This is a genomic window from Mycobacterium ulcerans subsp. shinshuense (assembly GCF_002355775.1).
Taxonomy (GTDB): Bacteria; Actinomycetota; Actinomycetes; order Mycobacteriales; family Mycobacteriaceae; genus Mycobacterium; species Mycobacterium marinum.
The window spans coordinates 177,173-199,700 of the sequence record NZ_AP017624.1 but is presented as its reverse complement, the minus strand read 5'-3'; the positions used below and the strand labels follow the sequence as shown (position 1 = coordinate 199,700).

The following is a 22,528-nucleotide window of genomic DNA, read 5'->3' as shown; positions in this document are numbered from 1 at the left end:
TCTCTGAGTGGGTGTCTAAGGACAGTATCCAGTCGATGCGTCCATTAATCGTGGCGCGCACCACTACAAGGCGCCCGCCCCGGCTCGTCACCGCATCGCATCTGCCCACCCCAGATGTCCGCCGAAGTCCAGCGTGCGCGCCATGTCGCGGTAGCTCTCACGCAAGCGCTGATAGTCGCCGCCGCCACCGCGCGCGCCCGCCAGCGCCGTCCGCATCCGCAGCAGCCAGATGTCGCGCAACGGTTGGGGCCCATCCGGCGGCTCGTCGGCTACCCGCTCGATCGCGGCCTGGGCTTCGGACCAGTCAGCCTCGGTGTCCCGGTCGAGCAGCGTCTCCACCAGAGCATGTGTTGCCGGCAGCCCCCAGCTGAGTAGCTGTCCCTGCCGGTACAGGGTGTCAACGGCCGTGCGCAGCGTCGGTAGGGCGTCGTCACGATCTCCCCGACGACCACGCTCGCGCGCCAGGTAGGCCTCGACGATGGGCAGATCCCCCAGCGAGTAGCCGCGGCGCATCAGCGTGTCCCCGGTATCGGCGAGGTACCCGTATCCGCGGTCGCGCCCGGGCTCGGTGCCCCGCTCCAACAGCGCGATGCCCAGCGAGATTTGGGCCGAGCTCAGCGCGAGGTCATCGCCGGCCTGCTGAGCAATCTGCACCGCCTGCTCGATCTCGCGTATCGCGGCTTCGTCGGGGCTGAGCACTCCGAACGCTATTCCCGGATTGTGGACGAACGCGACAACGGTGGCGTAGGCCACCGGGTCGGTGGCGCCGGCGGTCTGCACCGCTTGGTGAACATCGTCGCGCCAACCGGGACGGCCCAGGCAGTAGCGGGCAATGGCCCGCGTCGTCAACGCCAGCGCCAGCGGCGACCCGATCATGAAGTTGCCCTTGGTGGGATCTCCGTCGGCCAGCTGGATCACCAGCTGCGACCAGTGCAGGACATCGAGCCACTGGGCCTGTTCGGCCTTGGCCACAATGGCCGTCAGCGACAGCCCCGCCGTCAGGGTTGGATTGCCAATCGACTCGATGAGGCCCATTGCCTCCGACGCCAGTCGGGATCCCTCGTGGATGCGGGCCTGGTAGATGCGATCCATCACCAGCCCGGCCGTCGCGATGGCGAGCGAGGTCTTGTCCCCGGCTGCCAGGCACAGCTCACGCAGTTCAGCGAAGTGCGCATCGGAAATGTTGACGTGGACGCGCCACGCGTAACCGCACAACATGGTGCAGGGCGCGATGCGCTTGACCGATCGGTCCGGGGTGTCGGCGGGTAAGGCATCGGAGATCCTGGTGGCTCGCTCCCAGCTCAGGCGCGCCGCGGCGATGTCGCGGTTCAGTGCCCACTTGCCGGCGCGCATGTGCCAGCGGTAGGCGGCCACCAAATCTCCTGCGGCCTCGAAGTGCTCGGCAATCATCGCGGCATGGTGGTCGCCCGGAACGGCTTCCGTGTTTTCGAGCGCTTGGGCCAGCCGGCGGTGTAGCTGGGCCCGGTCGGCCCTGAGCTGCGCCTCGTAGGCCACGGTGCGAACCACGGGATGCCGAAACGCGTACTCGGCGCGTGTGGTGAACCGGACCTGGTCGATGAGGTCGGCATCGAGCAACTCGTCGATGCAGGGTTCGATTCCCAGGCCGATCAGCAGATCGGAGCTGAACCGGGATCCGACTACCGCGGCGGCACTGAGCGTCTGTTTGGCGGCCGGACTGAGCCGATCGATGCGGGCACCGATGGCCGCTTGGACGGTTGCGGGCACCCGGATCTCGGCCACATCCGTGCGGCATTGGTAGCTGCCGCGCTCGCCGGTGAGCACGCCGCGTTCGGCGAGTTCGCGGGTCATCTCCTCGGCGAACAGCGGGTTGCCCGCGGCCCGCTCGGAGATGACCCGGCCGATGGTTGCGACCGACGGGTCCTGGCCGAGCAGCTCGGCGACCAGCGTCGACACGTCCGCGTCGGTGAGCGGCGCCAGCGCAATCGTCTGGGCACCCGGCACCAGCTGCAGGGCGCCGCGATACTCGGGGCGATAGGTGAACAAGACCAGCGACGGGGTCTGCAGCATCACCGTCAGAAAGTCCGCGAGCATCGACTCGCTGGCTTCGTCGATCCAATGCACATCCTCGAGGACGAAAACCACCGGTTCGGTGCTCGCCAACTGGGATGCGTTGATCAGCCCGGTCAACCGGCGCCGGCGCGCGTCCGGGTCGATCCTGGGCAGCTCGGCACCCGGAGCGGCGATGCCCAGCAGATCGTCGAGCAGCAGCAGATCCGCCAGCTGGGCGTCGGGCACTCGGTCTCGAACCCGCGCCCGCGCCGCCTCATCGTCGAGCCCACTGGCCTGGCCGACGGCCCGCAGCAGACGCATCATCACCCGGAACGGGACGTCGGCGGCGTGCGACTCACAGTAGGTGTGCACCACGGTGACCCCACGACTTTTCGCCAGGCCGATGGCCTCGCGGACGAGTCGTGATTTTCCGATCCCTACCGGACCGGTCACCCCGACCACCGAACCACGTCCGTGGATGGCGCGATCCAGCATGGTCGACACGGCGGCCACTTCCCACCCGCGCCCCACCAGTGTCGACTCGGCGGTATCGGTTCTTTGGTGTTGGGCGGTCGCGCTGCGCAGCTCCCGCGCCGAGGCCGTGCCCATCCCCTTGACCTGCACCCGCTGGGGCGCCCCGAGCAGCACCACACCCTCGACCAGCCGCGCGGTGGTGTCGCTGACCATCACCCCGCCCACCGGAGCGATCGACTCCATCCGTTGCGCCATGCCGACCTGCTCGCCAACCGCGGTGTATCCCAACGCTGTCGGACCTATCCCGCCGGTGATCACCTCGCCGGAATTGAGGCCGATCCGCAGCCGCAGCTCGACGCCGTCGGTGCGACTGATGTCCGCCGCCAGGCGCGCGACCTCATCCTGGATGTCGAGCGCGGCCAGACACGCGCGCAGGGCGTGGTCCTCCAGGGCCGCCGGTGCGCCGAACACTGCCATGACGCCGTCGCCGGTGAACTTGTCCACCCGGCCGGCGTAGCGCTGCACAACCGTCGACGCACGAGTGACGAGCTCGGCCATGATCTCGCGCAGTCGCTCCGGACCGACGGCCGCCGCGATGTCCATCGAATGCGCCACGCCGGCGAACAGCACCGTGACTTGTTTGTATTCGGCACGGGTATCGGCGGCACCGACCGGTGCGCCGCATTCGTGACAGAACCGCACATTCTCCAGGGGTTCGACACCGCAAGCGCGGCACACTGTTACGGGCGTCATCCGACCCTCCGCCAGTCCGGCTCCCCGGTTTGGTCAGGCTCCCAGCATAGGGCGACATCGTGGGATGCTGGTGATTCAGGCGCGCCGGTCGCGCGGCGGGCCGATCGTTGCGAGGTCTGCGAGGTGTTCCGGATGTCCGAGCATGGTCGCCATCAACGATTGCAGGACCGGCTGCGCCACGCCGTCCTGTGGGCTCCGGCCGTCACCGATGCGGCGCTGCGCAGGGCCGTCTACCACGGGCAGGACGTGCCCGAGCCGCTGAGCGGATATGTGCAAAAGCTGCGCCGGTACGCCTACCGGGTCCAAGACAGCGACATCGAACAGTTGCGTGGCGCCGGCTACTGCGACGACGACATCTTCGAGATAACCATCGCGGCCGCACTCGGCGCCGGTGACGAGCGCCGGCATGCGGGTTTGTCCGCCCTCGAGCGGGCCTTGCGGTGAGGCTGCCCAGCATCACCCGCGGGCGCCCCGGCCGCCGCCCGGTTTTCGCGCTGGCGCGATTTGTCAGCGGCCGCGAAATCCCCGACATCATCAAGGTCCGCTACTACCGTTCGAGGTTTTTCGGCAAGCCGTTCTTCCAACTCGCGCAGGCGCTGCTGCGCGGCCCTTCCCCGTGGATGATCGGTGAGCGAGAGCTCTTCGCGGCGTTCGTGTCGGCGCGCAACCGCTGCCAGTTCTGCGCCACCACTCACGAGGCCGTCGCGGCGGCGACCCTGGATCCGGGCCTGGCCGCGGCGGTCGTCAGCGATTGGCGCACCGCGCCGGTCGACGAACCGCTGCGAGCCACCTTGGGCCTGCTGGACAAACTGACCCTGACGCCCGCCCAGGTGCGACCGGTCGATGTGCGGGCCGTTCTCGACGCCGGTGTCAGCGCCGAGGCGATCCGGGATGCGATCGAGATCTGCGCCTTGTTCAACACCATCAATCGGGTGGCCGATGGCCTGGACTTCGCGCTTCCCACCGGCACCGAGCGCACCCTCAATACTCGGGTACTGCTGCGGCTGGGCTATCGGTGAACGCCGCGGCGCACACCGGTCACGGCATCGACTCGGCCTGCGCAAGATGTCCGGCGAAACCCATCGCGCTCGCCGTGTCGCGGTAGCGATCCCGCAACCGCGCATACGTCGTGTCGTCGCCGTGCGCCCGCGCCAGCAGCGCGCGCAGCCGCAACAGCAGGATCTCGCGCACAGCCAGCCCGTCGTCGGCGGGTGCGGCCGCCAACCGTTCGATGGCCGCCGCGGCCTCGACCAGATCGCCCTCAGTCCCCCGGTCCAGCAGGGTCTGCACCAACACCCCGGCCGCCGGAGTGCTCCACCCCAACAGCCGTCCCTCCCGAAACAGGTGCTCGACGGAGGCGCGCATGTGCGCGATGGCGCCGTCGAGGTCCCCGCCCCGAGCCCACTCGCGGGCCAGGTAGACCTCGACGAAGGGCAAGTCGGCCAGGAAGTACACCCGACGCTGGAACATGTCACTGACATCGGCGAGCACCGCCTGCCCACGGTCGCGCATCGGGTCTTCCCGGCGGTGGACCAGCGCGATGCCCAATGTCATCCGGGCGATGGCCAGCGCGACATCGTCACCGGAACGCTCGGCGATTTGCAGAGCGTCCTCGATCTCGCCGAGCGCGCAATCGTCGGACGCCAAGACACCGGTCGAGATGCCCGCGCTGTAGACGTAGGCGACGACGGTGGCATAGGACATGGGATCGGCGCTGCGGGCCATCGCCAGACCATGCTGGAGATCTTCTGCCCACCCCGGACGCCCCAGGCAATAGCGCGCGTTGGCGCGGGTGGCGAAGGCCACCGCCAGGGGGCAGCCGATCAGCGGCGTGCGCACCAATGTCCCGCCAGCCCCCGGCATCGATACCGCACGCAAGAACCCAGCACCGGTACCGGGCCCCGACCCACCGGCCAACGGGTGACTGGACAGTGGACTCGCCCCCACCAATCCCACCTGGGCTGCCGACTCGGCTCCCGCGGCCGCACCAAGGGGGCTAACCGCGCCCCCCATACTCGACCCCAGGCTGAACAGCGAGGTCACCGCTTGCAGCGGTTGCAGCAACTGCAGCACCGACCCGCTCATCGCCGGTTGGATCGGCAAATCCGCGACCGGGAACAACGGGACTTGCGACGAGGCCTGCGCAACCTCCTCCGCAACGTCATTGGCAAGTTGCCCGACGTTTTGATCGAGGATTGCCGTCATCGGTTCGAGCTTCTCGAACGCCGTGTTGAGCATGGTCTCGGCCTGATAGAGGTCCATCGCGCTGGCGGCCTGGTTCCACTTTCGGATGAAATAGTCGGCCTCGTTGGCGCCGATCGGGACCGTGTTGATGCCAAGGAAATTGGTCGCCGCCAGGACCGCATGGGTGACGTGGTTGGCGGCGATCTCGGGCAGCGACGGCGTCATCGCCAAGGCCTGCAGATATGCCCCGGCCTGAGCGGTTGCCTGAGCCGCACGCGTGTGGGCCACCTGCGCCGCGCCGCGCAGCCAAATCACCATCGGCGCAGCGGCCGCCAGCGCCCGATCGCTACCGGCCCCTGACCACATCTCCCCAAGCGAGACCAGACTGGCGGCCACTCCGTCGGCCTGGGCCTCCAACGCCGCGCCCAACGCCTCCCAGCCCAACGCCGCCTGTAGCGCCGGTGCCGCGCCCGCACCGGCCATCAGCCGCGCGGTGTTCAGCTCCGGGGGCAGCGCGTTCCACAGCATGTTTACTGAGGCCTTTTAGTCACGTTGTGTTGGAGGTCTTTTCGTTGGCAGGCCGACTAGGCCAAGGTGTCCGACCAGCTGTTGTCGACGGCGGAATACATCCCCGCGATCTGCCGCAGCGCCTGACCAGCCCGAGCGAGCTCATCTTGGGCCGCGGTGTTTAGCGCCAGCACCTGGGCGCCCTCCGCGGCGAATGCGGCGGCAAACTGCGCCGAGATTTCATCGGCGCCCGCCGGCGCTAGACCGGTCACCGATGACGCGGCGGCGGTGCCTGCATCCAGCCCGCGGCTGGCATGGGCCGATATTGCCGCGGCGACGCTGGCCGCGGCGGGGTCAAAAGACATGGATCGCATCTGCACAACTCCTCTGCACTAGCTGGTTTCACGTACCGGTTCTGCTGCCCGGCGCGGGCTTGCACCACTCGCTTCGCCGGGGATCACGGGGCTCCTGCGGCAACTGCGTCGATCTTTGCGGGGTTCGGGTCCGGCGGTAGCGTCTCGTGCTCGAGCAGAGCGGCATCTTTGGACAGCACCGGCCCGTCGACCAGGAGGCGAACCACCTGCCAGGGTGCGTCTTGGGGCGAACCCAGGCCCAGCGCGTTGCCGACCGCCGCATTCGGCACTCCATAACGCACGCCTTGAGGGTCGACGTAGTACATCGATTCGGCATAGCGTGGATCCGGCGATTGCAACACCAGGAATTTGCCGCCGCCGATGTAAATGGTTGCGGTTCCGCGGATTTGACTGATGCCTGCGCTAACCACCGACAGCGGCAGCGGCAGATGTCGACCGGACAACACGCTTGTGGTCGGCGCCTGATCGCCGGCGCTCCGCTGCCACGACCAGCACAGGGTGGGATCTTGCACCCGCGAGATGATTTTGAGCGGCTCATCGGGCAGCGGTGACTGATACACCCGCTGCGGCAGGTCGACGACCAGATCCGGCGGTACCGGCGGTGGATCGATCAGGCCATAGGATTCCATGTCGCGTAGGGCCCCGGCGGTGTCATCGTTGACGGGGGCAACGCCGTCACGCAGCACAACGAAATGTTTGGTGCCCGCGGTGGTTTCGACTCGGAACACCGAGCCAATCACCAGAGCTGCCGGCAACCCGAGGGTATTGGGCGCGCCGGCAGCGTCAATCGACGGGAGCCGCCAGGGTCCGCTGTCGGGCAAGGCGTTGAACATGCCCTCTGAGATGGGCGTCGGCGTGGCGGTTTCGCCAATTCCCATGGCCGTGGTGAGGGCGCGGTCGCTCAGATCGATGGCGTGGCGCCCCTGTGCCGTGACGATCCAGGTCGAATGCCGGTAGGAGACCAGCAACACCTCTTTCGCCCGCAGCGGTGCGATCGCGGCGTCGATCTGTAACGGCATCGCTATTACCGCTGTCCGCGTCACCGGGTTGGCGGTACCGGCATACGCGACTGTGTCGCACAGGCTCCAGGTCGAGGCGCTGTCCGCCGAAACGGGCGTGGCATAGGGAGCGCCGGGGATTCCGATCGTCTGGCCTTTGGGCAGCTTGTTGAGCTCCGAAGACCTCATTGATGTCGGCGCGGCTGGGTTGCCCAACACCAGCCGCGCCGAAGTCAGGTTGTAGACGGGGTGCAGTTGTCCCGACACCGTCACATACAGCTGGTCGCTGGCCCGGTCGGCAACCAGATTCGTGTCACCGAGTTGGCCCTGCGGTTTGACATAGGCCAGCATCACGGCACCCGCCAAAATCAACACCGCGACAACGATGCCCAGACTTGCCGAACGGCTGTAGAACTGGAGCGGATCGTCGAACATCTGGGTGTCTCGACGCACGATCGCGTGCTCGAGTCGTCGCACCAGGAAACGTCGCCCGCCGACCTGGACTTTGGTGGTAAGCCGCAAACTCGCCATGTGTCACTCGGCAATGCTGGGGGCGCTGGCCGGACCGGTGTCGTGGCGTCGCGGGCCGGTGGCCTGGTCGCCGAGGACGCCGGGCTGGGCGCATTCGGTTGCGGTGGCAATCCGATGACTCACCTGTCCTCCTCACCGTCGACTCATTTCCGGCTGCAACGACGTTGGTGATGCCGCGGATCTCTTCTGGCGCCCGCATTCCGCTAGCGCGGTCAAGCGGGCTCGCGCAGACACTCGGGTCAGGTACTCGCGCGGTTGATCAGGGTTCGCGGTTGCACTGCCCAGGCCTCTGCGCCGGTTAGGAATACGAATATCATTAATCCGAGTATTCACTCAACCACTTTTGCCGTGAAATCTCTGAAGGTTATCAATGACACTCGGAGAGATTCACCGACGCCGCCTTTTAATTCACCAATTCAGTTCACGCAATTCACCAGCCCCACGTCGGCCGACATCCAATATCAACGCTATAATTGCCGCTTAAAGGCGTTCTTTGGATTGGGGCCGGCGCGGGACGGGCGTGGAAATTCATCACGTCCAGGCTCAGAATTCTCCAATGCGACACCCGATAATTCATCAGCCTTAGACGTGATTACGGTGCCTGACGATATTGCGAAAACCATCCGCTAGAGAATATGGCAGCGCCGCGAAGAAATGTTGCATTGGCCGGTGGCCCGGCAAGCCTAACCACTTCGGGCTGTCCCAGACTCAGGTGTCCAAGCGACGGCGCCGATCTGGCACGCAAGCACGAAGTCAGCAAAATCGGCGGCCCAGTGCGGGCTAGCGGGCCCCGCGGATGGGGACTACCGCCTTCCGGAACGCCCTGGCGGCGCGCGCAATTCACATCGTCTGGGTCAACCCATTCAACCCGTCTGCACCGAGTAGCAGACCGCCGGTGCCACCGTTGCCGCCGCCGCCTGGCGTGCCGCCGGTAACAACGGCGCCACCGTTACCGCCGTTGCCGCCGTTGCCCAACAGCAGCGCGCCGCCACCATCCCCGCCTGCGCCGCCCGTGACCGTGCTATCCCCGCCGGCGCCACCAGCACCGCCGACTCCGCTGGTGCTGTCGCCACCCGCCCCGCCCGCTCCGCCGGCGATCGAAAAGCCGAATCCGCCGCTGCCACCGGTCCCGGCGGCCCCGAACCAACCTCCGTGGCCTCCGGTGCCGCCGGATCCACCGCTTGGGCCCAGTCCGCCCGCTCCGCCGACTCCTCCACCGGAAAACAGCAGCCCCCCATTGCCGCCGGCCCCGCCGATTCCACCGGTACCGCCGGGGGTGACGCCTCCGGTCCCACCGGCGCCGCCGTAACCGAAGATCACGCCGCCATCGCCACCCTGGCCACCTTGCCCGCCATCGCTGGTGTTGGCGTAACCACCGGCACCGCCGGCATTACCGCTACCGAACAGGCCCGCGATGCCGCCGCTTCCCCCGTCTCCCGCGCCGGTTTCACCGAATCCACCTATGCCGCCCTGACCCCCGGTCCCGCCGAGTATCCCGCCGGCGCCGCCGGTCCCGTTGGTGTTGGCGATGCTGAGACCACCTGCCCCGCCGCCGCCGCCATTGCCCCACAACAGCCCCGCGCTGCCGCCGGACCCGCCGGCCCTGGCGTCGCCGACTAGGCCGGCGCTGCCGCCGACCCCGCCGGCACCGCCGACGCCAAACAGCAGCCCAGCTGCTCCGCCGGCCCCGCCCGCTTGGCCGGCTTCGCCCGATCCGCCCGCTCCACCGTCACCGAGCAACCATCCGCCTGCGCCGCCATCCTGCCCCGATCCCGTTGCCGCATTAGCTTCGTTTGCGATGAGCGGACGCCCGCTAAGTGCTTGGACCGGAGCGTTGCCTAGGTCGAACACACCCTGCAGCGGCCCGGTGGCGCCGTCGGCGCCCCCGATTCCGAAGGTCGGACCGTAGCCGCCATTGCCGCCATTGCCGGCGGTCCCGAAGAACATGGCGTTACCGCCCTTACCGCCGGCGAGAAAGCCCTCTCCGCCGGCGCCGCCCATACCGCCGTTGCCGGCGAGCAGACCAGCCGTACCGCCCATGCCGCCGACCCCACCGGTGTCGTTGCCGCTGATCCCGCCAACACCACCGGCCCCGCCGGAGCCGAACAAACTGGCATTTCCGCCGTCTCCGCCGGCCCCGCCGGATCCGGTCCCGAGGAACCCGCTGGTACCGCCGGCCCCGCCAGCCCCGCCGTCCCCGGCCAACGAAGTACCCCCGGTTCCGCCGGCGCCACCACTGCCGACCAGCCGGCCGCCATCGCCTCCGGCCCCGCCGGCCCCGCCGACGGCGTCGACGCTATTGCTGAGTCCACCGGCGCCACCGTCACCGCCGCGACCGATCAACGGACCACCGTCACCCCCGGCACCCCCGTCGCCTCCGGCGGTAACACCAGCTCCACCGAGCCCTCCGTGACCACCGCCGGTCCCGAACAGACCGCTGAGCAACCCGCTGTCCCCACCGGCACCACCAGCCCCGCCCGCGTCCACGAAGCTGGTACCACCAGCACCACCGGTACCGCCGGGCCCGAACAACCCACCGGCGCCACCGGCGCCGCCCTGTCCCCCGGTGGTGCCGACCGTCAGCCCGCCGGCACCACCGGTGCCGCCGGCCCCGAAGAGCCATCCGCCCGCCCCGCCGGCGCCGCCGGCTCCGCCGACTCCGCTAGTGCTGGCACCGCCAGCGCCACCGGCGCCGCCATTGCCGATCAGTCCGGCGGCTCCCCCGGTCCCGCCAGTACCGCCGGCAGTGCCCAGGCCCGGGGGTGTTCCCGAGCCTCCTGCCCCGCCGTTGCCGATCAGCCATCCACCCGCTCCGCCGTTTTGTCCGGTGCCGGGCGCACCGGCGACACCATTGCCGATCAGCGGGCGGTCGGTGAACGCCTGGAAGGGGGCGTTGACTGCGTTCAGCACATCTAGCGGCAAAGTCTGCAGGGAACTGGCCGTGAACGTGGCATTGGCCGCCTCGGCTTGCGAATACTCGTTGGCCCCAGCGCTCAACATTTGTGTGAACCGGGCATGGAACTCAGACAGGTGCGCACCGAACTGCTGGTACTGCTGCCCGTGTAAGCGCAATAACCCCGCAATCGCCACCGACACTTCGTCAGCCCCGGGCGCCAGCACTGTCGTGGTCGACGCGGCCGCCATCGCGTTAGCCGCAGTCATCGACGAACCAATGTTCGTCAAGTCTGCGGCCGCGGCGGCCACCATCTCGGGGAGCACATTGAGAAATGTCATGCCGCGCCTCCATCCGCCCTGCCATTCGTGGCGTCAGGCTAGCCAGGGCAGCCAGTACCGCGACGCTGCTTTCAGCAAATTCCGACAACACGAAATACGCTCTCTCGCAGCACGATACGAACGCTGTCTCAACACAAGCCCGAGACCAGCACTAACAACCCGGCAGGCCTCGTTCCAGGTCTCACGCGGGAGACGCAGCAGCAGCCGCATCTCCGGTGGTGGCCGCGACTTTGGCGTGGGTTCGCCCCTGACGGAGCAGCGGAAATTGTTGGAGTGACCGACGTTTGCGCCAAACGGTCGCGCGTATTCCGCAAGGAGCATCGCTCGGTGAATGGGCTTCCACAAGGCGTGGCGGACCCATCCGCCGGCCAAAATCCATGAGAGGTAGGCCGAAGGTTTCGGTCATCGGGAATCCCGGGAATCCCGGGAATCCCGGGAATCCGTCGTGGGAGCGTGCATTCCAGGATTCGCAGTAGCCGGTAACCCACGATGCGCCGGGTTGGATGACTCCAAGGCGAACTGGGCCGGTCGGTCGGGGTGGGACTGCTCCGTTTCGGCCGATGTCCATGCGCATTTTGTTTCCGAGCCATGTCTCGGTAGGCCGGCGGCCGCTGTCTAGCCCCACACCTGGGGCGATGTGGTTACGCGGTGGGCATGGGGTCTGTTTGTTCACGGTGTGGCCGAACCCTGATCGCTAGTGCGGCGGTTCGATCGGCAGCCTTGGTCCGCCGTAGGGGGTCGGGATGGTAAAGCGGCCTTGCGGTGTGGGGCCGGTGGTCGCTCCCAGGTCTGCCCCCGGTGGCGGCCCGGCGGTGTCGTCGCCAGGCGGTCGCGGCGCGTTTCGAGCCCCCCGGATCAGCACCGCCGGATCGTCGTCGCGGCAGTACGTGTACAGGAACGGCTCCGGGTAATCCGCTGCCGAAGGCGGATGGCTCGGCGTGCCGTAATCGCAGGTGTATCGCGGATACAAGTCCGCCGTGGCCCAGAGTCCGCCATCGTGCATGGTGCTCATGAATGCTTCCAACGCCGAACCGCGGTAGTCCGGAAACAACGCTTTGAGCGCGGGTACTCGAAGATACGACAATTTTGCGACGGTCGTCAGGTTGCCCAGCAACTGGACCATCGTGTCGGAGTTATCGCTGAACAGGTTGTCCGCGGCCTCTAGCACCCCCGGTGTCTGGTCGACCATGCGGCGGTACCCGTCATCCATGGACGAAACGCCGGTTAGCAGTTGATGAACGTTGCGAGCGGTAGCGTCGATACCGTCATTCACATCGATAGCAGCAGATAGCACCACGCGGCTGTTCCTGAGCAGGCTGACCGTTTGCGGTAGCACCGAATCCAGGGTGGAGATGAGGAAGACCCCGCCGTCGACAATCGCGGTCAACTTTTCCGGCGCTGCTTTGCTCAGGTTCAACTCACGCCTGATCCCCGCCAACTTGGCTGGATCGATCTGGGCCAGTACGCCATCGGCATGCTGCAAGAGTTCGGCAGGCGTCACCGGTGTGGTGGTGCGATCTTGTGAGATCGCGTCGCCGTTCTTGAGGAAGGGGCCCTCACCAGAGGTGGCGTTGAAGTCAACGTATTGTTCGCCCGCCGGTGACAACGCCGATACCCGGACCGTACTGGCGACCGGAATGCGCACGCCGGCATTGATTCGCAGTATGGCCGTGACACCGGTCCGAGAGATCTCGAGTGACTCGACTTTACCGATTTGCACGCCGTGCAGGGCAACGTCCTGGTTGGGCAGCAACCCGCCCGACTGGCCCAGTTCGACGGTAAGGGCGTAGTTGGAAGCCAACGGCCTGACGTGCAGCACACCGATTAGCAGGTAGGCGACCGACACCACCAGGGTCAGCAACAAACCAACGCATGACAGCCAGGTGTGTCGTCCGCCACGCATGTTGGTCAAGGAGGGTGCGACGTCGGTCATTGCGGCGGCCCCTGACCGACAACGCGCTCCTGAAGTCGCCACAGCGTGAACTTCAACGAACCGATGAACTTGCGCCAGTCGTACCGCTTGGGGCCATGTAGGCCTGGGTCCCCGCCGAACCCGATGTCCGGAATGGAACCAAGGACCAGTCTGTCGATCCCGGCGCTGCCCGAGATTGAGGTGCCCGCAGTGAGTTTGACGAATGGCGCGTACAAATTCGACAAGGCCGACAACCGTGCGTCGGGGTCCAGCGCCACATCGTTCCACGCGGCGGCAACAGCATTGGCGTCCTTGATGACGCTCCTGCCGCTGCTGTCAGTGCCGGCAATCGACGGGAACTTCTTCAGCTCGGTGGCCGCGCCCCCCATCAATAACAGCAAGTCGGAGATCTGGCTGGCATCTGCTGCCAGTACGCTCGTGGCCGGATCGGTGGCTTGTAGCAACTCGGCGATCACTTCTCGTTTGCGGTCGAGTTCGGCGGCCAAATGCTCGGTTTGCGACATCGCGTCTTCGAGCTGCCCGGTTCGGGCGTCAAGTTTTCCCAGCAATTCATTGGACTTGCGGATCAGTTCGCCATACACCTCGCCGTCATTGCCGGCGGCCTTGCCCAGCCCATTGATGACGTTGGTCAAATTATGAGCCACACCACCGTTGATCAGAATGGCCGCCGAACTCAGTACCGATTCGACGGTGGCCGCCGTCGCGGTCTTGTTCAGCGCGATGGTGTCGCCATCTTGGAGCGTGGGGGTATCCGCAGCACGCTGGCTCGGCGGGACGATCGACACAAAGACGTCCCCCAACGGTGTTGCGGTGCGCAGTTCGGCGCCACTGCCCACCGGCACCCGCACGTCGCTCCTGATGCGCAACGTGGTCACCGCGTTGAAGTCGCGAGCCGTCATCGACTCGACGAGGCCTATGTCTGCGCCGCCGAGCTTCACCTTGGCGTGTTCGTTCAGATTGAGCGCATTTGCGAAGATGGCGGTTATCCGATAGCCGCCCGAACCCAGGCCCGGGGCCGGAAGTGGCAGATCAGCCAACCCATTCGTGGAACACGCAGTGGTGGCGAGCACGGTCGCCAGAATCCCCAACCGCCAACGCGGCCCGCCGGATAGCCGCCTGATCATTTCTGCCCCATCGCGGCGAGACCGTCGAGCACATAGGTCAGACCGAAGTCGGGCCCATAGTCCTGCAAGGTGCCGGTACTGCAGCCAAGCTGCCGCAAGCCCATCAGGTTGCATACCTCCTTGCCAAACTGCGAGTCGAAGATCATGCGGTCGGTCAGTTGGTGGGCTCTAATCGAACCGTTACGTTGATCGACCGCGTTGTACAGGTTGTCGGCCATCAACGGCAGCACATCGAAGAACTCGGTGACCTCCCGTTGCCGATCAACCACCGACTGTATGGTGGTGTTGCCGTTGGCAATTCCGCGTGCGATGGCTTCGCGGTTGGCATTGAGAATGTCTCCAGTGCGTTGAATCAACGCGTTGAGTTGCTGGCCGTTGGTTCCAGAACCGAAGCCCTCGTTGGCCATGATCTGACTGAGTTGGCGTACGGTCGATCCGAACTGCCGCAACGTCGAGTCATTCTTCGCCGCCGCATCCAGCAGTGAACTGAGATTCTCGATAATCGCGGTCATCTGTTCACGGGTATGCACTCCGCGATCGGCGCTGAGCCGCAACGCTTTCGACAGCTCGTCGAACGCCTCCTTGAGGTGCTGCCCATTGCCGTTCACAACGTCGTACCCGGCATCGAGAACGCCAGCCACCGGACCGCCACCCCGGCCGTCCCCTTGTAGAGAGCTGGCTAGTCTGTCCAGCATCCCGAGGACCCGGTCGAACTCAACGGGTGCCCTGGTACGGGTCAGCCCGATGGTGTCGTGATTTCGCAGCGTGGGCCCACCGCGGTAGGCAGGAGTCAGCTCGATCTGGCGGTCGGTGAGGATTGATGTCGAGATGGTCACCGCCTGCACATCCGCCGGGACCTGCACCGCGCGGTCGACAGTGAATTCCACCTCGGCGTAGCCGGATTTCGCGACGATTTTGGTGATATGCCCCACCGGTATTCCGAGCACTGCCACTGCATTGCCCTCGTAGAGGCCAGCGGCACTGTCGAACTGGGCCGTCACCACGATCGGTCCGCGGTCGCGGGCCAACCCGTACCAGCCAGCGCACGCGAGGGCGGCGACGACCACGAGGCCTACACCAACCCGAATTAGGTTGTGCCGGTGTGTCATGCGCAGTCCTTGAAGTATTGGATCAAACCGAACTGCTTGGCGCGGCCGCTAATCGCACACATCCACGAGTCGACCAGCGGTCCGGCGGCCGCGTTGAGTTCCAACGCATTGCCATAGCCGGACGCATTGGCCAGCTCCCTGACCGGCACTGGGGCGATTTCCAACAAGTTCCTGAAGAGCGCATCCTGTTCGGCGAGTTTTGCGCTGAGCTGCTCCATCGTTTGGACGACATCTTCAAGCGCGGCCCGGTCATCGACCACGATTGTGCGCAGCGAGCCGACGACCTGCGTCAAGGCCTGCATCATTGCGTGGAAGGCCGCTGAATGTGCGACGAACTCTCCGATCAGGTCTTGGCCCTGCCGAATCATGCTGCCGAGGTCGGATTGCTGGCGACGCAATATGTCGGTGACGTTCTGCGTGCTCTTGAGCAGTGTCCCAAGTTGGTCGCGACGCTGGGAAATCACCGAAGACAACGCGCGGACATTCTCTAGCGCTTGCGGAAAGACGTCTGGCAGACCGTTCAGCGCTTGGCCGAGGACGGTCAGCGATGATGCAATTCGATCACCGTCAACCTGCTCGAAGGTTCTGGTCGAGTCGGCCAGCGCCGCCTGCAGATCGTAGGGCACCTCGGTGTGGGCCAAATCGATTGTCTGGCCCGGTGGTACACCAGCACCCGTCGGATGCAGGTCGATGTAGCGGGAACCGAAAATTGTTGTGATCTTGATTGCGGCCCGAGTGTCGCGGCCGAGCGCAATATTGTCCTTGACCCGCAATCGGGCTTCAACATGGTTGCCTGCCAGACGAACGCTGATGACGTTGCCCACCGGTACACCTGCCACCGAGACCACGTTGTCCGGCTGCAAGGACGCCGCTTGCAGAAACTCCGCTGTGTAGCGCCGATAGCCGATGCCTGCTTGCTTGACCAGCAGCAGCGCCCCGATCAGGACTACTGCCAGTGACAGCCCAACGAATCCGAGCCAGGTCTTGTTGTACGAGGCCAGCGGGCGCAGTCGCGGGCGAAGGTGCTTTATTCGTTCAGCCATCGGTGACATTCCTGCATTTCGGGGTGTACATGGGCTTTCCACCGGGCGTCGCCGCGGCCACGATGATCGGGACCATGTCGTTGAGGCCAGGGAAGTACCCGTAGAAGTTGACATCGCAGCCATACACATTCATGTAGGTGCCCTGACCGAACACGCGGGCCAGGCCCTTGAGTAACAGCGGAGTATTCATTCCCACGAAGGCCGCCTGAGGTTCGATGTCCAGCAGGTGCTTGGTGTAACCGGGCTGGCGGTCCAGGATTTGACGGATTTGCGGGTTGACATCTGCGAGGATGCCGCCCAACTGACGGACCACCGCCGCCATGTTGCCGGTCGACTCGACCAATTCCGAACGCCTGCTGTTGAATTGGGAGACCATCTGGCGCGTCTGCGCGATCGTGTGCTCGAATTCAGCGCTTTGGCTGGCCAGGCTGCCGGCCACCCTGTCGAGGCTGCCGATCACGTTGGCCAGGGCGTCGTCGTTACCGGCGAAAGTCGCTGTCAGCGTTGATGTCTGGTCGACAAGGGTGGCAAGAGCCGAAGTGTCGCCCTGAAGTGACGCAATGACCGCTTTGGTGAAGTTGTTGACCTGATCCGGATCGAGCACCGCGAACAGCGGCTCGTAGCCGTTGAGTAGCGTGCCGATATCGAAGGACGGCTCAGTCCGTTCTACCGGAATGACACTGCCCGGCGGTATCGGGATGCCGCGGCCTGTGCGGCCGGGGGCAAGCGCCAGATAGCGCTGACCGACAATGTTCTGGTATGTGATCGATGCGATGGTGTCGGTGAGAATCGGCTGGCCCTGCTGCACGATGAACGACACGCGCGCCAGCGTTTGGTCGAGTTCGACCTTCTGTACCCGTCCAACTCGCACCCCCGCGACCCGGACATCGTCACCCTCACGAAGCCCGAAAACATCGGTAAACAGGGCGCCATAGCGGGCCGTGGGGCCTTTGACGTCGCGGCGCAGCGTGACATAGACCATCCACGTCAACGCCGTAGCGACCACCAAGAAGAAAGCCACCCACAGCAGCGCGCCGCGTCGTGTTCGTGTCCGGGGACTAGTCATTGGCCGGCCGCCTTCGCATCATTTGCTCTCCGTCGGTGTTTGCTGAGTTCGGCTGGCGATGGCGCCGCGGGCCACCGGCCCCAGCAGCAGCTGGGTCGCGACGGTCACTTGCTCCCCGGTGATCAGACTCAGGGCTGCGCGTTCTTGCACACTGCCGACCGGCCCGACGTTGCCCCCGAAAGATGACGGAGCCGCGGGAAGCAGATCCGGGTTAGCGGTGCCCGGAACTGGAGGCGCAGGCGTCACCCCGGCAGGCAGTGGCGGATTGGGATCCTCGAGGTTCGGGGTGGGATTGATCAGCGGCGGGCCAACCGCGACGAGGTTTCCGTCAGGACCCACGACCGTCCCAGGGGGGGGAGCCAGATTCGGTGGAGGCTGGTAATTCTGCGGGAGTAACACCTCAGGAACGTCGGGCCGAGCCTGAACCAGGGGTGCGGTAAAGCAGCTCGGGGCCCGCAGCTCCCCGTACCTCGGGCAGTCGGCCCGGGTATAGGTATAGGACGGTGTGAACGAGACGTTCACACGACCGTGGGCAACGGTCGAGGCCGGGTCCCAAACCTCCTCGAAAAACTTGTCCGAGAATCTGGTGATCCGCTCGGTGATCGGCACGAAGTGCTGTGCGTTGTCGGCGAATACACCGACGACCGGGGTGAGATCCGTCGTTATCTGAACGAGCTGGTCGGAGTGGTTCTGCAAGGAATTGACGGTCAGCCCGGTCGTGTATTGCCCGGCCCCGAGGAAGTCGTGCAGCGCCTGCTGCTTGTCGACAAGTGTCCGCATCGGCGCGACGGCATCGTGAAACGCATCCAGTAACTCCGGTGCGCTCTGCGACAGCCCACGCGCCGCATCCACCAGCGCGGCGACAGTCGACGGACCTTCGTCAGTCGCAACGACACCGTTGAGCTCGTCGATGATCCGAATCAGCTGGTGCGTACTCAGCTGCAGTGCGCCGTTGCGATTGTTCGTCGCGGCTCCGACGGCCGCAAGCACTCCGAGGGTGTGATCATCGCGATTACGGCCGGCAGCGGCAAGAATGTCGCGCAGCTTGGTCAGCGCTGTCTGGAACAACACGGTAGGTAGGTCGGTGTCTTCGCTGATCCGCTCGCCGTCGCTGATGGGTGTGCCGGGCCCGTGCTCGACGAGTTGGATCGACGACACCGCAAAGACATTGCTCGGTACGACGCGCGCGGTGACGGTCACCGGTATCGACGCCGCGTACTCCGGTTTGAGGCGAATCCGCACCTGGTTCGGTTGGTTGCCGATCGACGGATCGAGGCTCTCGACGGTGCCAACCTGGATCCCCCGGTATTTGACGTCGGACCCGGCCGGTAGACCGTCGCCGATGTTGCGCAGGTCGGCGACCACTTGGACACCGCGATCGAGATAGCCCATGGACTTGGCCAGCAGCCACGACGTCACCAGCAAGACAACGACCAGCGCGATGCCCCCACGCGCGAGCAACTGTCGCTTCGAGAAGTAAATCCCGTCGAGGTCAATGTGATTGGTCATCGTCAGCCGCCGAACCTGACGCCGGCGTCAACGCCCCACAGCGCCATGGTCAGCACCATGTTGACGATGATGACGACGGTGATACTGGCACGCATGGCGTGTCCGGCGGCAACACCGACGCCCTCTGGCCCGCCTTCGGCGCAAAAGCCGTAGTAGCACTGGACCACCGACGCCAGCGCCACGAAAACCACGGCCTTGATCACCGAGTAGCCAACGTCTCTGGCGTCGATGAGCATCGTGAAGTAGTGCAGATATGGTCCCACCGACCCATGGGTCGTGAAGGTAACCATCAGTTGGCACGACAGGTAACTGATCGTCAGACATGCGATGTACAACGGGATGATCGCGACGGCAGAAGCCAGCAATCGGGTGGTGACCAGGTACGGGATCGGCCGGATAGCCATCGCGTTGAGAGCATCGATTTCCTCGGCCACCCGCATTGCACCGATCTGCGTGGTGAAGCGGCATCCCGCCTGGACCGCGAAGCCGAGCGCAGCCATGATGGGGGCGAGTTCGCGTGTGGTCACCAGGGACGAGACGACACCGGTGGCCGGGCCGATGCCCATCATGTTCAGGAAGTTGTACCCCTCGATCGCGACTAGCGCGCCAGCCGTAATGCCCAGCACCAGAACCACTCCCACCGTCCCGCCGCCGACCACGATGGAGCCGTTACCCCAGGTGATGTCGGAGAGTAGCCGCATGAACTCCCGGCGGTAGCGTCGCAGCGCGACCGGAATGGCAAGGACCGTGTGGAGGTAGAACGCAATCATGTGGCCGAACCTGGCGAGCGGCTGGCCGGCACCGGCGCCGGCGCCGGCAAACACTATTTGACGTATCGACATGCGGCGCATCGCGACAAACGAGGTCATGTCACAAACCCGTTCTCGGGAAGAGAACGGTATAGAGCTCACTGACCACGACGTTGACGATCATTAGCAGCAAGACGGCCTCCACAACCGCGGCGTTGACCGAATTGGCGACACCGGCTGGACCGCCCCGAGTTGATAGCCCTTTCTGACATGCCACCACCGTCACGATGAAGCCATAGACAGCGGCCTTCAATAGGGCTAGGATCATGTCGCCGGTGGTGGCAAACGCCGAAAATGTGGCCAGGAAGCTGCCCGCAGAGCCGCCCTGGACGTACACGTTGAACAGGTAGCTGGCCAGGAATCCGACAAAGCACACCACGCCGCACAACGCGACCCCGATGACCATGGCTGCCAGCAATCGAGGGACGACCAGATTGCGGACCACGGAGACGCCCATCACCTCCATCGCGTCTGTTTCCTCGCGCATGGTGCGAACGCCCAGGTCCGCGGTGATTGCGGAGCCGACCGCCGCAGCCAGCAGAATGGCCGCCACCAGCGAGGCGGCCTGCCGGACGACGGTCAACCCGCTCGCCGCTCCAGCCAGCGAGGTCGCCCCGACCTGGCCAGCGAGCATCGCGAACTGGATGGACAGGGTAGCGCCGATGGGCAATGCCACCAGAATCGTCGGCATGATGGCGGTGGCGGCCATGAAGCTCGCCTGCCGGATGCACTCGGTCCATGGGAACCGGCCGGTCACCAGATCTATCGCCAAGTAGCGCAACGCGGCGACGCCCAGCACGATCTGTTCGCCAGCCGTGGCGAGCGATGCCGCTGGGTGCTGACGCAGGTACGTGACGCTGAGGCGGCGCAGCCCGATCAGTCGGTCGTTAACAAAGGTCGTCGCCATCACACGGCCTCACAATGCGTCGTCGAAGAGTCGCAACCGCTCGGAGGTCTGCCGCCGACGCAGCTTTCCCGACGACGTCTTGGGGAGCCAACCCGCCGGGACCACATGGACTGCTCGCGGACTCACCCCGAGATTGACGAACACGCGGTCGGCGACCTCGGTTCGGATACGGTTGCTTTCGGCATCGTCGGCATGCAGCGCAGATTCGGCGACCATTACGAATCCCTCGCTAGCGGAGGCGGTGGCCAGGCGCACGGCGGCGACGCCGCCGGAACGAATGCCCGCGATACCGACAACGGACCGCTCGATGTCCTCAGGGTGCACATTGCGGCCCGAGATGATGAGAATGTCTTTCTTGCGGCCGCAGATCACCGGTTGCCCGTTCTCGGTCAGGTAGCCGACGTCACCTGTGGCCAACCAACCGCCGGCGTCAACCGCCGGCTCGAAACCCGCCTCAGTGCGGTATCCGGCCGTCACGTTGTCGCCGCGGATCTCGAGTTCGCCGATTTCCGACGGCGCGAGGACGGTTCGGTCTTCGGACACCACTCGCACATCGCATCCGGGCACGGGCGGTCCCAGCATGACTCGCGGTGCCGCCGCTTCGCCCTGTGCCGCGACCAGGTCGGGATGCGGCGGGCAGACCCGGAATCCTTCACCGGGTCGTACGACGGATATCGCCAGGGTCGCTTCGGCCATACCGTAGGCCGGCACGATGGCATCCCGCCGCAGTCCAAAGCGCGCACCCTCGGTGACAAGCCGCTCCAGCGTGGCGACGTCGATGCCTTCGGCCCCATTGAGCGCAAAGCGCAGGGAGGAGAGATCGAACGCGTGGTCCTGCGCTCTGCGTAGGCGCCGAGCCAGCAGTGAATACGCGAAATTCGGTGCAGCAGTGATGCTGCCGCGGTGCTTGGTGATCAGTTCAGTCCATAGCAGGGGATCGTTGAGGAAGTCCGCCGGCGTTATGTGGACAGCATCCATACCCTCATACATGGGAATGATCAGCAGACCCATCATGCCCATGTCGTGGAAGAGTGGCAGCCAGCTGACTACGACATCGGAGGCGACATCGGCGCTCGCGGCGGCCATCAGTGCGCGCCCGTTTGCCTCGATGTTGCGGTAGGTGATGCTGACGGCCTTGGGATGCCCGGTCGAACCGGACGTCAGTTGCAGGAATGCGGGTGAATCCTCCTCTGCGACAACGATGCGCCCTTCATCTGCGGTAAGCAGCTCGGAAAGTTCCAAGCCGCGTAGGCCCACCTTCGCGAACTCCTGCGCGGCGGACTGAAATGGGCTGCCGACCACGACGGTCGATGCGCCGACCATCGACAAGGTCTTCTTGGTGTCGGCGGCCCACGCTTGTAGGTCGGACCGATGAGTGGGTTGATGCAACATCGTCACCGCGGCACCGCACATCCAGGCGCCCTGCACCAGAGGAGCGATCTCACCGGGCGCGCCAGCCAACACCGCCACCACGTCGCCGGGGGTGACGCCGTCACGTTGTAGCGCACCCGCCGCGCGGCGGCCCAAGTGGTGGATATCGGACCACGGCGTGTTCGTCAGCTGGTCGAGATGGGATCGCCCGTCGGCGCCGACCGGAGCCGTGGTCAGACCGTGCTGTGTCGCCCCCTGGCTGTCACACAGCCTCCGCATGATCGTGTTCACGGGTTACCCGACGCGTTGACGGCAGCATTCACCGCATCCGGCGCGCTCTTCCGGCTCTCCACCAGCTCAACCAACGCGCCCACCGTCTTGGATTCGAAGACGTCGTCTTTGCTCAGTCGCACACCGAACCGGCTGGCAATTTCCGACACCGCCGAAGCGAACGCAAGTGAGTCGAACCCGAGGTCCCTGATGAGTTCGGAAGAGTCCCGCACCTCAGTTGTGGCGATCTCGAGTTCGTCAGCGATGAACTCAACAAGGAAAACACGCACCTCTGACATGA

At 65.6% G+C, this 22,528-nt stretch carries 16 protein-coding genes and 1 pseudogene; 2 read left to right on the top strand and 15 right to left on the bottom strand.

Going from position 1 to position 22,528, the window contains the following annotated elements:
- Positions 1 to 87: 87 nt before the first annotated feature.
- Positions 88 to 3,258: an ATP-binding protein gene (locus SHTP_RS00895; RefSeq protein WP_096369507.1), complete on the bottom strand. Its 3,171-nt coding sequence runs from the start codon at positions 3,256 to 3,258 to the stop codon at positions 88 to 90.
- Between the two features lie 132 nt (positions 3,259 to 3,390).
- Between SHTP_RS00895 and SHTP_RS00890 the strand changes: the two genes are divergently transcribed.
- Together SHTP_RS00890 and SHTP_RS00885 are read left to right on the top strand one after the other, a co-directional pair.
- On the top strand, positions 3,391 to 3,702 hold the full coding sequence (locus SHTP_RS00890) for a hypothetical protein (RefSeq protein ID WP_011741941.1): 312 nt from the start codon (positions 3,391 to 3,393) through the stop codon (positions 3,700 to 3,702).
- Positions 3,699 to 4,277 (top strand): carboxymuconolactone decarboxylase family protein, encoded by a 579-nt coding sequence (locus SHTP_RS00885; RefSeq protein WP_096369506.1) that lies wholly within the window; start codon positions 3,699 to 3,701, stop codon positions 4,275 to 4,277. Before SHTP_RS00890 ends, SHTP_RS00885 begins: the two co-directional genes overlap by 4 nt.
- 802 nt (positions 4,278 to 5,079) lie before the next feature.
- Here the strand turns inward: SHTP_RS00885 and SHTP_RS27890 are convergent.
- From SHTP_RS27890 to SHTP_RS00815, 14 genes and pseudogenes are all read right to left on the bottom strand, one after another.
- Positions 5,080 to 5,970, bottom strand: a pseudogene (locus SHTP_RS27890) (PPE family protein); the annotation flags it as partial.
- Positions 5,971 to 6,026: 56 nt separating this feature from the next.
- Positions 6,027 to 6,323: a PE family protein gene (locus SHTP_RS00875; protein WP_012392183.1), complete on the bottom strand. Its 297-nt coding sequence runs from the start codon at positions 6,321 to 6,323 to the stop codon at positions 6,027 to 6,029.
- A gap of 83 nt (positions 6,324 to 6,406) precedes the next feature.
- Positions 6,407 to 7,852 (bottom strand): type VII secretion protein EccB, encoded by a 1,446-nt coding sequence (eccB, locus tag SHTP_RS00870; protein WP_096369504.1) that lies wholly within the window; start codon positions 7,850 to 7,852, stop codon positions 6,407 to 6,409.
- An 840-nt stretch (positions 7,853 to 8,692) separates the two neighbouring features.
- Complete coding sequence (locus SHTP_RS00865) at positions 8,693 to 11,086, bottom strand: PE family protein (protein WP_096369503.1); 2,394 nt, start codon at positions 11,084 to 11,086, stop codon at positions 8,693 to 8,695.
- Between the two features lie 694 nt (positions 11,087 to 11,780).
- Positions 11,781 to 13,019, bottom strand: a complete 1,239-nt coding sequence (locus tag SHTP_RS00860; protein ID WP_011742393.1) for an MlaD family protein — start codon at positions 13,017 to 13,019, stop codon at positions 11,781 to 11,783.
- A complete protein-coding gene (locus SHTP_RS00855) occupies positions 13,016 to 14,143 on the bottom strand; it encodes an MlaD family protein (RefSeq protein WP_096369502.1) in 1,128 nt (375 codons plus the stop codon). Before SHTP_RS00855 ends, SHTP_RS00860 begins: the two co-directional genes overlap by 4 nt.
- The gene (locus SHTP_RS00850) at positions 14,140 to 15,252 is read right to left on the bottom strand and encodes an MCE family protein (RefSeq protein WP_096369501.1); all 1,113 of its coding nucleotides are present in this window, start codon (positions 15,250 to 15,252) and stop codon (positions 14,140 to 14,142) included. The genes SHTP_RS00855 and SHTP_RS00850 overlap by 4 nt, the downstream gene beginning before the upstream one ends.
- Positions 15,249 to 16,295, bottom strand: coding sequence for an MCE family protein (locus tag SHTP_RS00845; protein WP_096369500.1), 1,047 nt, complete (start codon positions 16,293 to 16,295; stop codon positions 15,249 to 15,251). The genes SHTP_RS00850 and SHTP_RS00845 overlap by 4 nt, the downstream gene beginning before the upstream one ends.
- Positions 16,288 to 17,361, bottom strand: coding sequence for an MCE family protein (locus SHTP_RS00840; protein ID WP_096369499.1), 1,074 nt, complete (start codon positions 17,359 to 17,361; stop codon positions 16,288 to 16,290). The genes SHTP_RS00845 and SHTP_RS00840 overlap by 8 nt, the downstream gene beginning before the upstream one ends.
- A gap of 18 nt (positions 17,362 to 17,379) precedes the next feature.
- A complete protein-coding gene (locus SHTP_RS00835) occupies positions 17,380 to 18,870 on the bottom strand; it encodes an MlaD family protein (protein ID WP_096369498.1) in 1,491 nt (496 codons plus the stop codon).
- Positions 18,871 to 18,872: 2 nt separating this feature from the next.
- Positions 18,873 to 19,739, bottom strand: coding sequence for an MlaE family ABC transporter permease (locus SHTP_RS00830; RefSeq protein WP_172900495.1), 867 nt, complete (start codon positions 19,737 to 19,739; stop codon positions 18,873 to 18,875).
- A 1-nt stretch (position 19,740) separates the two neighbouring features.
- Positions 19,741 to 20,586 (bottom strand): MlaE family ABC transporter permease, encoded by an 846-nt coding sequence (locus tag SHTP_RS00825; RefSeq protein ID WP_012392173.1) that lies wholly within the window; start codon positions 20,584 to 20,586, stop codon positions 19,741 to 19,743.
- A 9-nt stretch (positions 20,587 to 20,595) separates the two neighbouring features.
- Entirely contained in the window at positions 20,596 to 22,236 is a 1,641-nt protein-coding gene (locus SHTP_RS00820) for a fatty acyl-AMP ligase (protein WP_096372247.1), read from the bottom strand.
- Positions 22,237 to 22,244: 8 nt separating this feature from the next.
- Positions 22,245 to 22,526 carry an acyl carrier protein gene (locus SHTP_RS00815; protein WP_096369497.1) on the bottom strand — a complete coding sequence of 94 codons (282 nt, stop codon included), beginning with the start codon at positions 22,524 to 22,526 and terminating at the stop codon, positions 22,245 to 22,247.
- Positions 22,527 to 22,528 lie beyond the last annotated feature (2 nt).

Bases quoted from the DNA above. Each gene is read 5' to 3' on its own strand.
- SHTP_RS00845 (WP_096369500.1), bottom strand. From the start codon at position 16,295: ATGGCTGAACGAATAAAGCACCTTCGCCCGCGACTGCGCCCGCTGGCC.
- SHTP_RS00860 (WP_011742393.1), bottom strand. From the start codon at position 13,019: ATGACCGACGTCGCACCCTCCTTGACCAACATGCGTGGCGGACGACAC.
- SHTP_RS00850 (WP_096369501.1), bottom strand. From the start codon at position 15,252: ATGACACACCGGCACAACCTAATTCGGGTTGGTGTAGGCCTCGTGGTC.
- SHTP_RS00820 (WP_096372247.1), bottom strand. From the start codon at position 22,236: ATGCGGAGGCTGTGTGACAGCCAGGGGGCGACACAGCACGGTCTGACC.
- SHTP_RS00825 (WP_012392173.1), bottom strand. From the start codon at position 20,586: ATGGCGACGACCTTTGTTAACGACCGACTGATCGGGCTGCGCCGCCTC.
- SHTP_RS00875 (WP_012392183.1), bottom strand. From the start codon at position 6,323: ATGCGATCCATGTCTTTTGACCCCGCCGCGGCCAGCGTCGCCGCGGCA.
- SHTP_RS00830 (WP_172900495.1), bottom strand. From the start codon at position 19,739: ATGACCTCGTTTGTCGCGATGCGCCGCATGTCGATACGTCAAATAGTG.
- SHTP_RS00865 (WP_096369503.1), bottom strand. From the start codon at position 11,086: ATGACATTTCTCAATGTGCTCCCCGAGATGGTGGCCGCCGCGGCCGCA.
- eccB (WP_096369504.1), bottom strand. From the start codon at position 7,852: ATGGCGAGTTTGCGGCTTACCACCAAAGTCCAGGTCGGCGGGCGACGT.
- SHTP_RS00815 (WP_096369497.1), bottom strand. From the start codon at position 22,526: ATGTCAGAGGTGCGTGTTTTCCTTGTTGAGTTCATCGCTGACGAACTC.
- SHTP_RS00840 (WP_096369499.1), bottom strand. From the start codon at position 17,361: ATGACTAGTCCCCGGACACGAACACGACGCGGCGCGCTGCTGTGGGTG.
- SHTP_RS00895 (WP_096369507.1), bottom strand. From the start codon at position 3,258: ATGACGCCCGTAACAGTGTGCCGCGCTTGCGGTGTCGAACCCCTGGAG.
- SHTP_RS00855 (WP_096369502.1), bottom strand. From the start codon at position 14,143: ATGATCAGGCGGCTATCCGGCGGGCCGCGTTGGCGGTTGGGGATTCTG.
- SHTP_RS00890 (WP_011741941.1), top strand. From the start codon at position 3,391: ATGTCCGAGCATGGTCGCCATCAACGATTGCAGGACCGGCTGCGCCAC.
- SHTP_RS00835 (WP_096369498.1), bottom strand. From the start codon at position 18,870: ATGACCAATCACATTGACCTCGACGGGATTTACTTCTCGAAGCGACAG.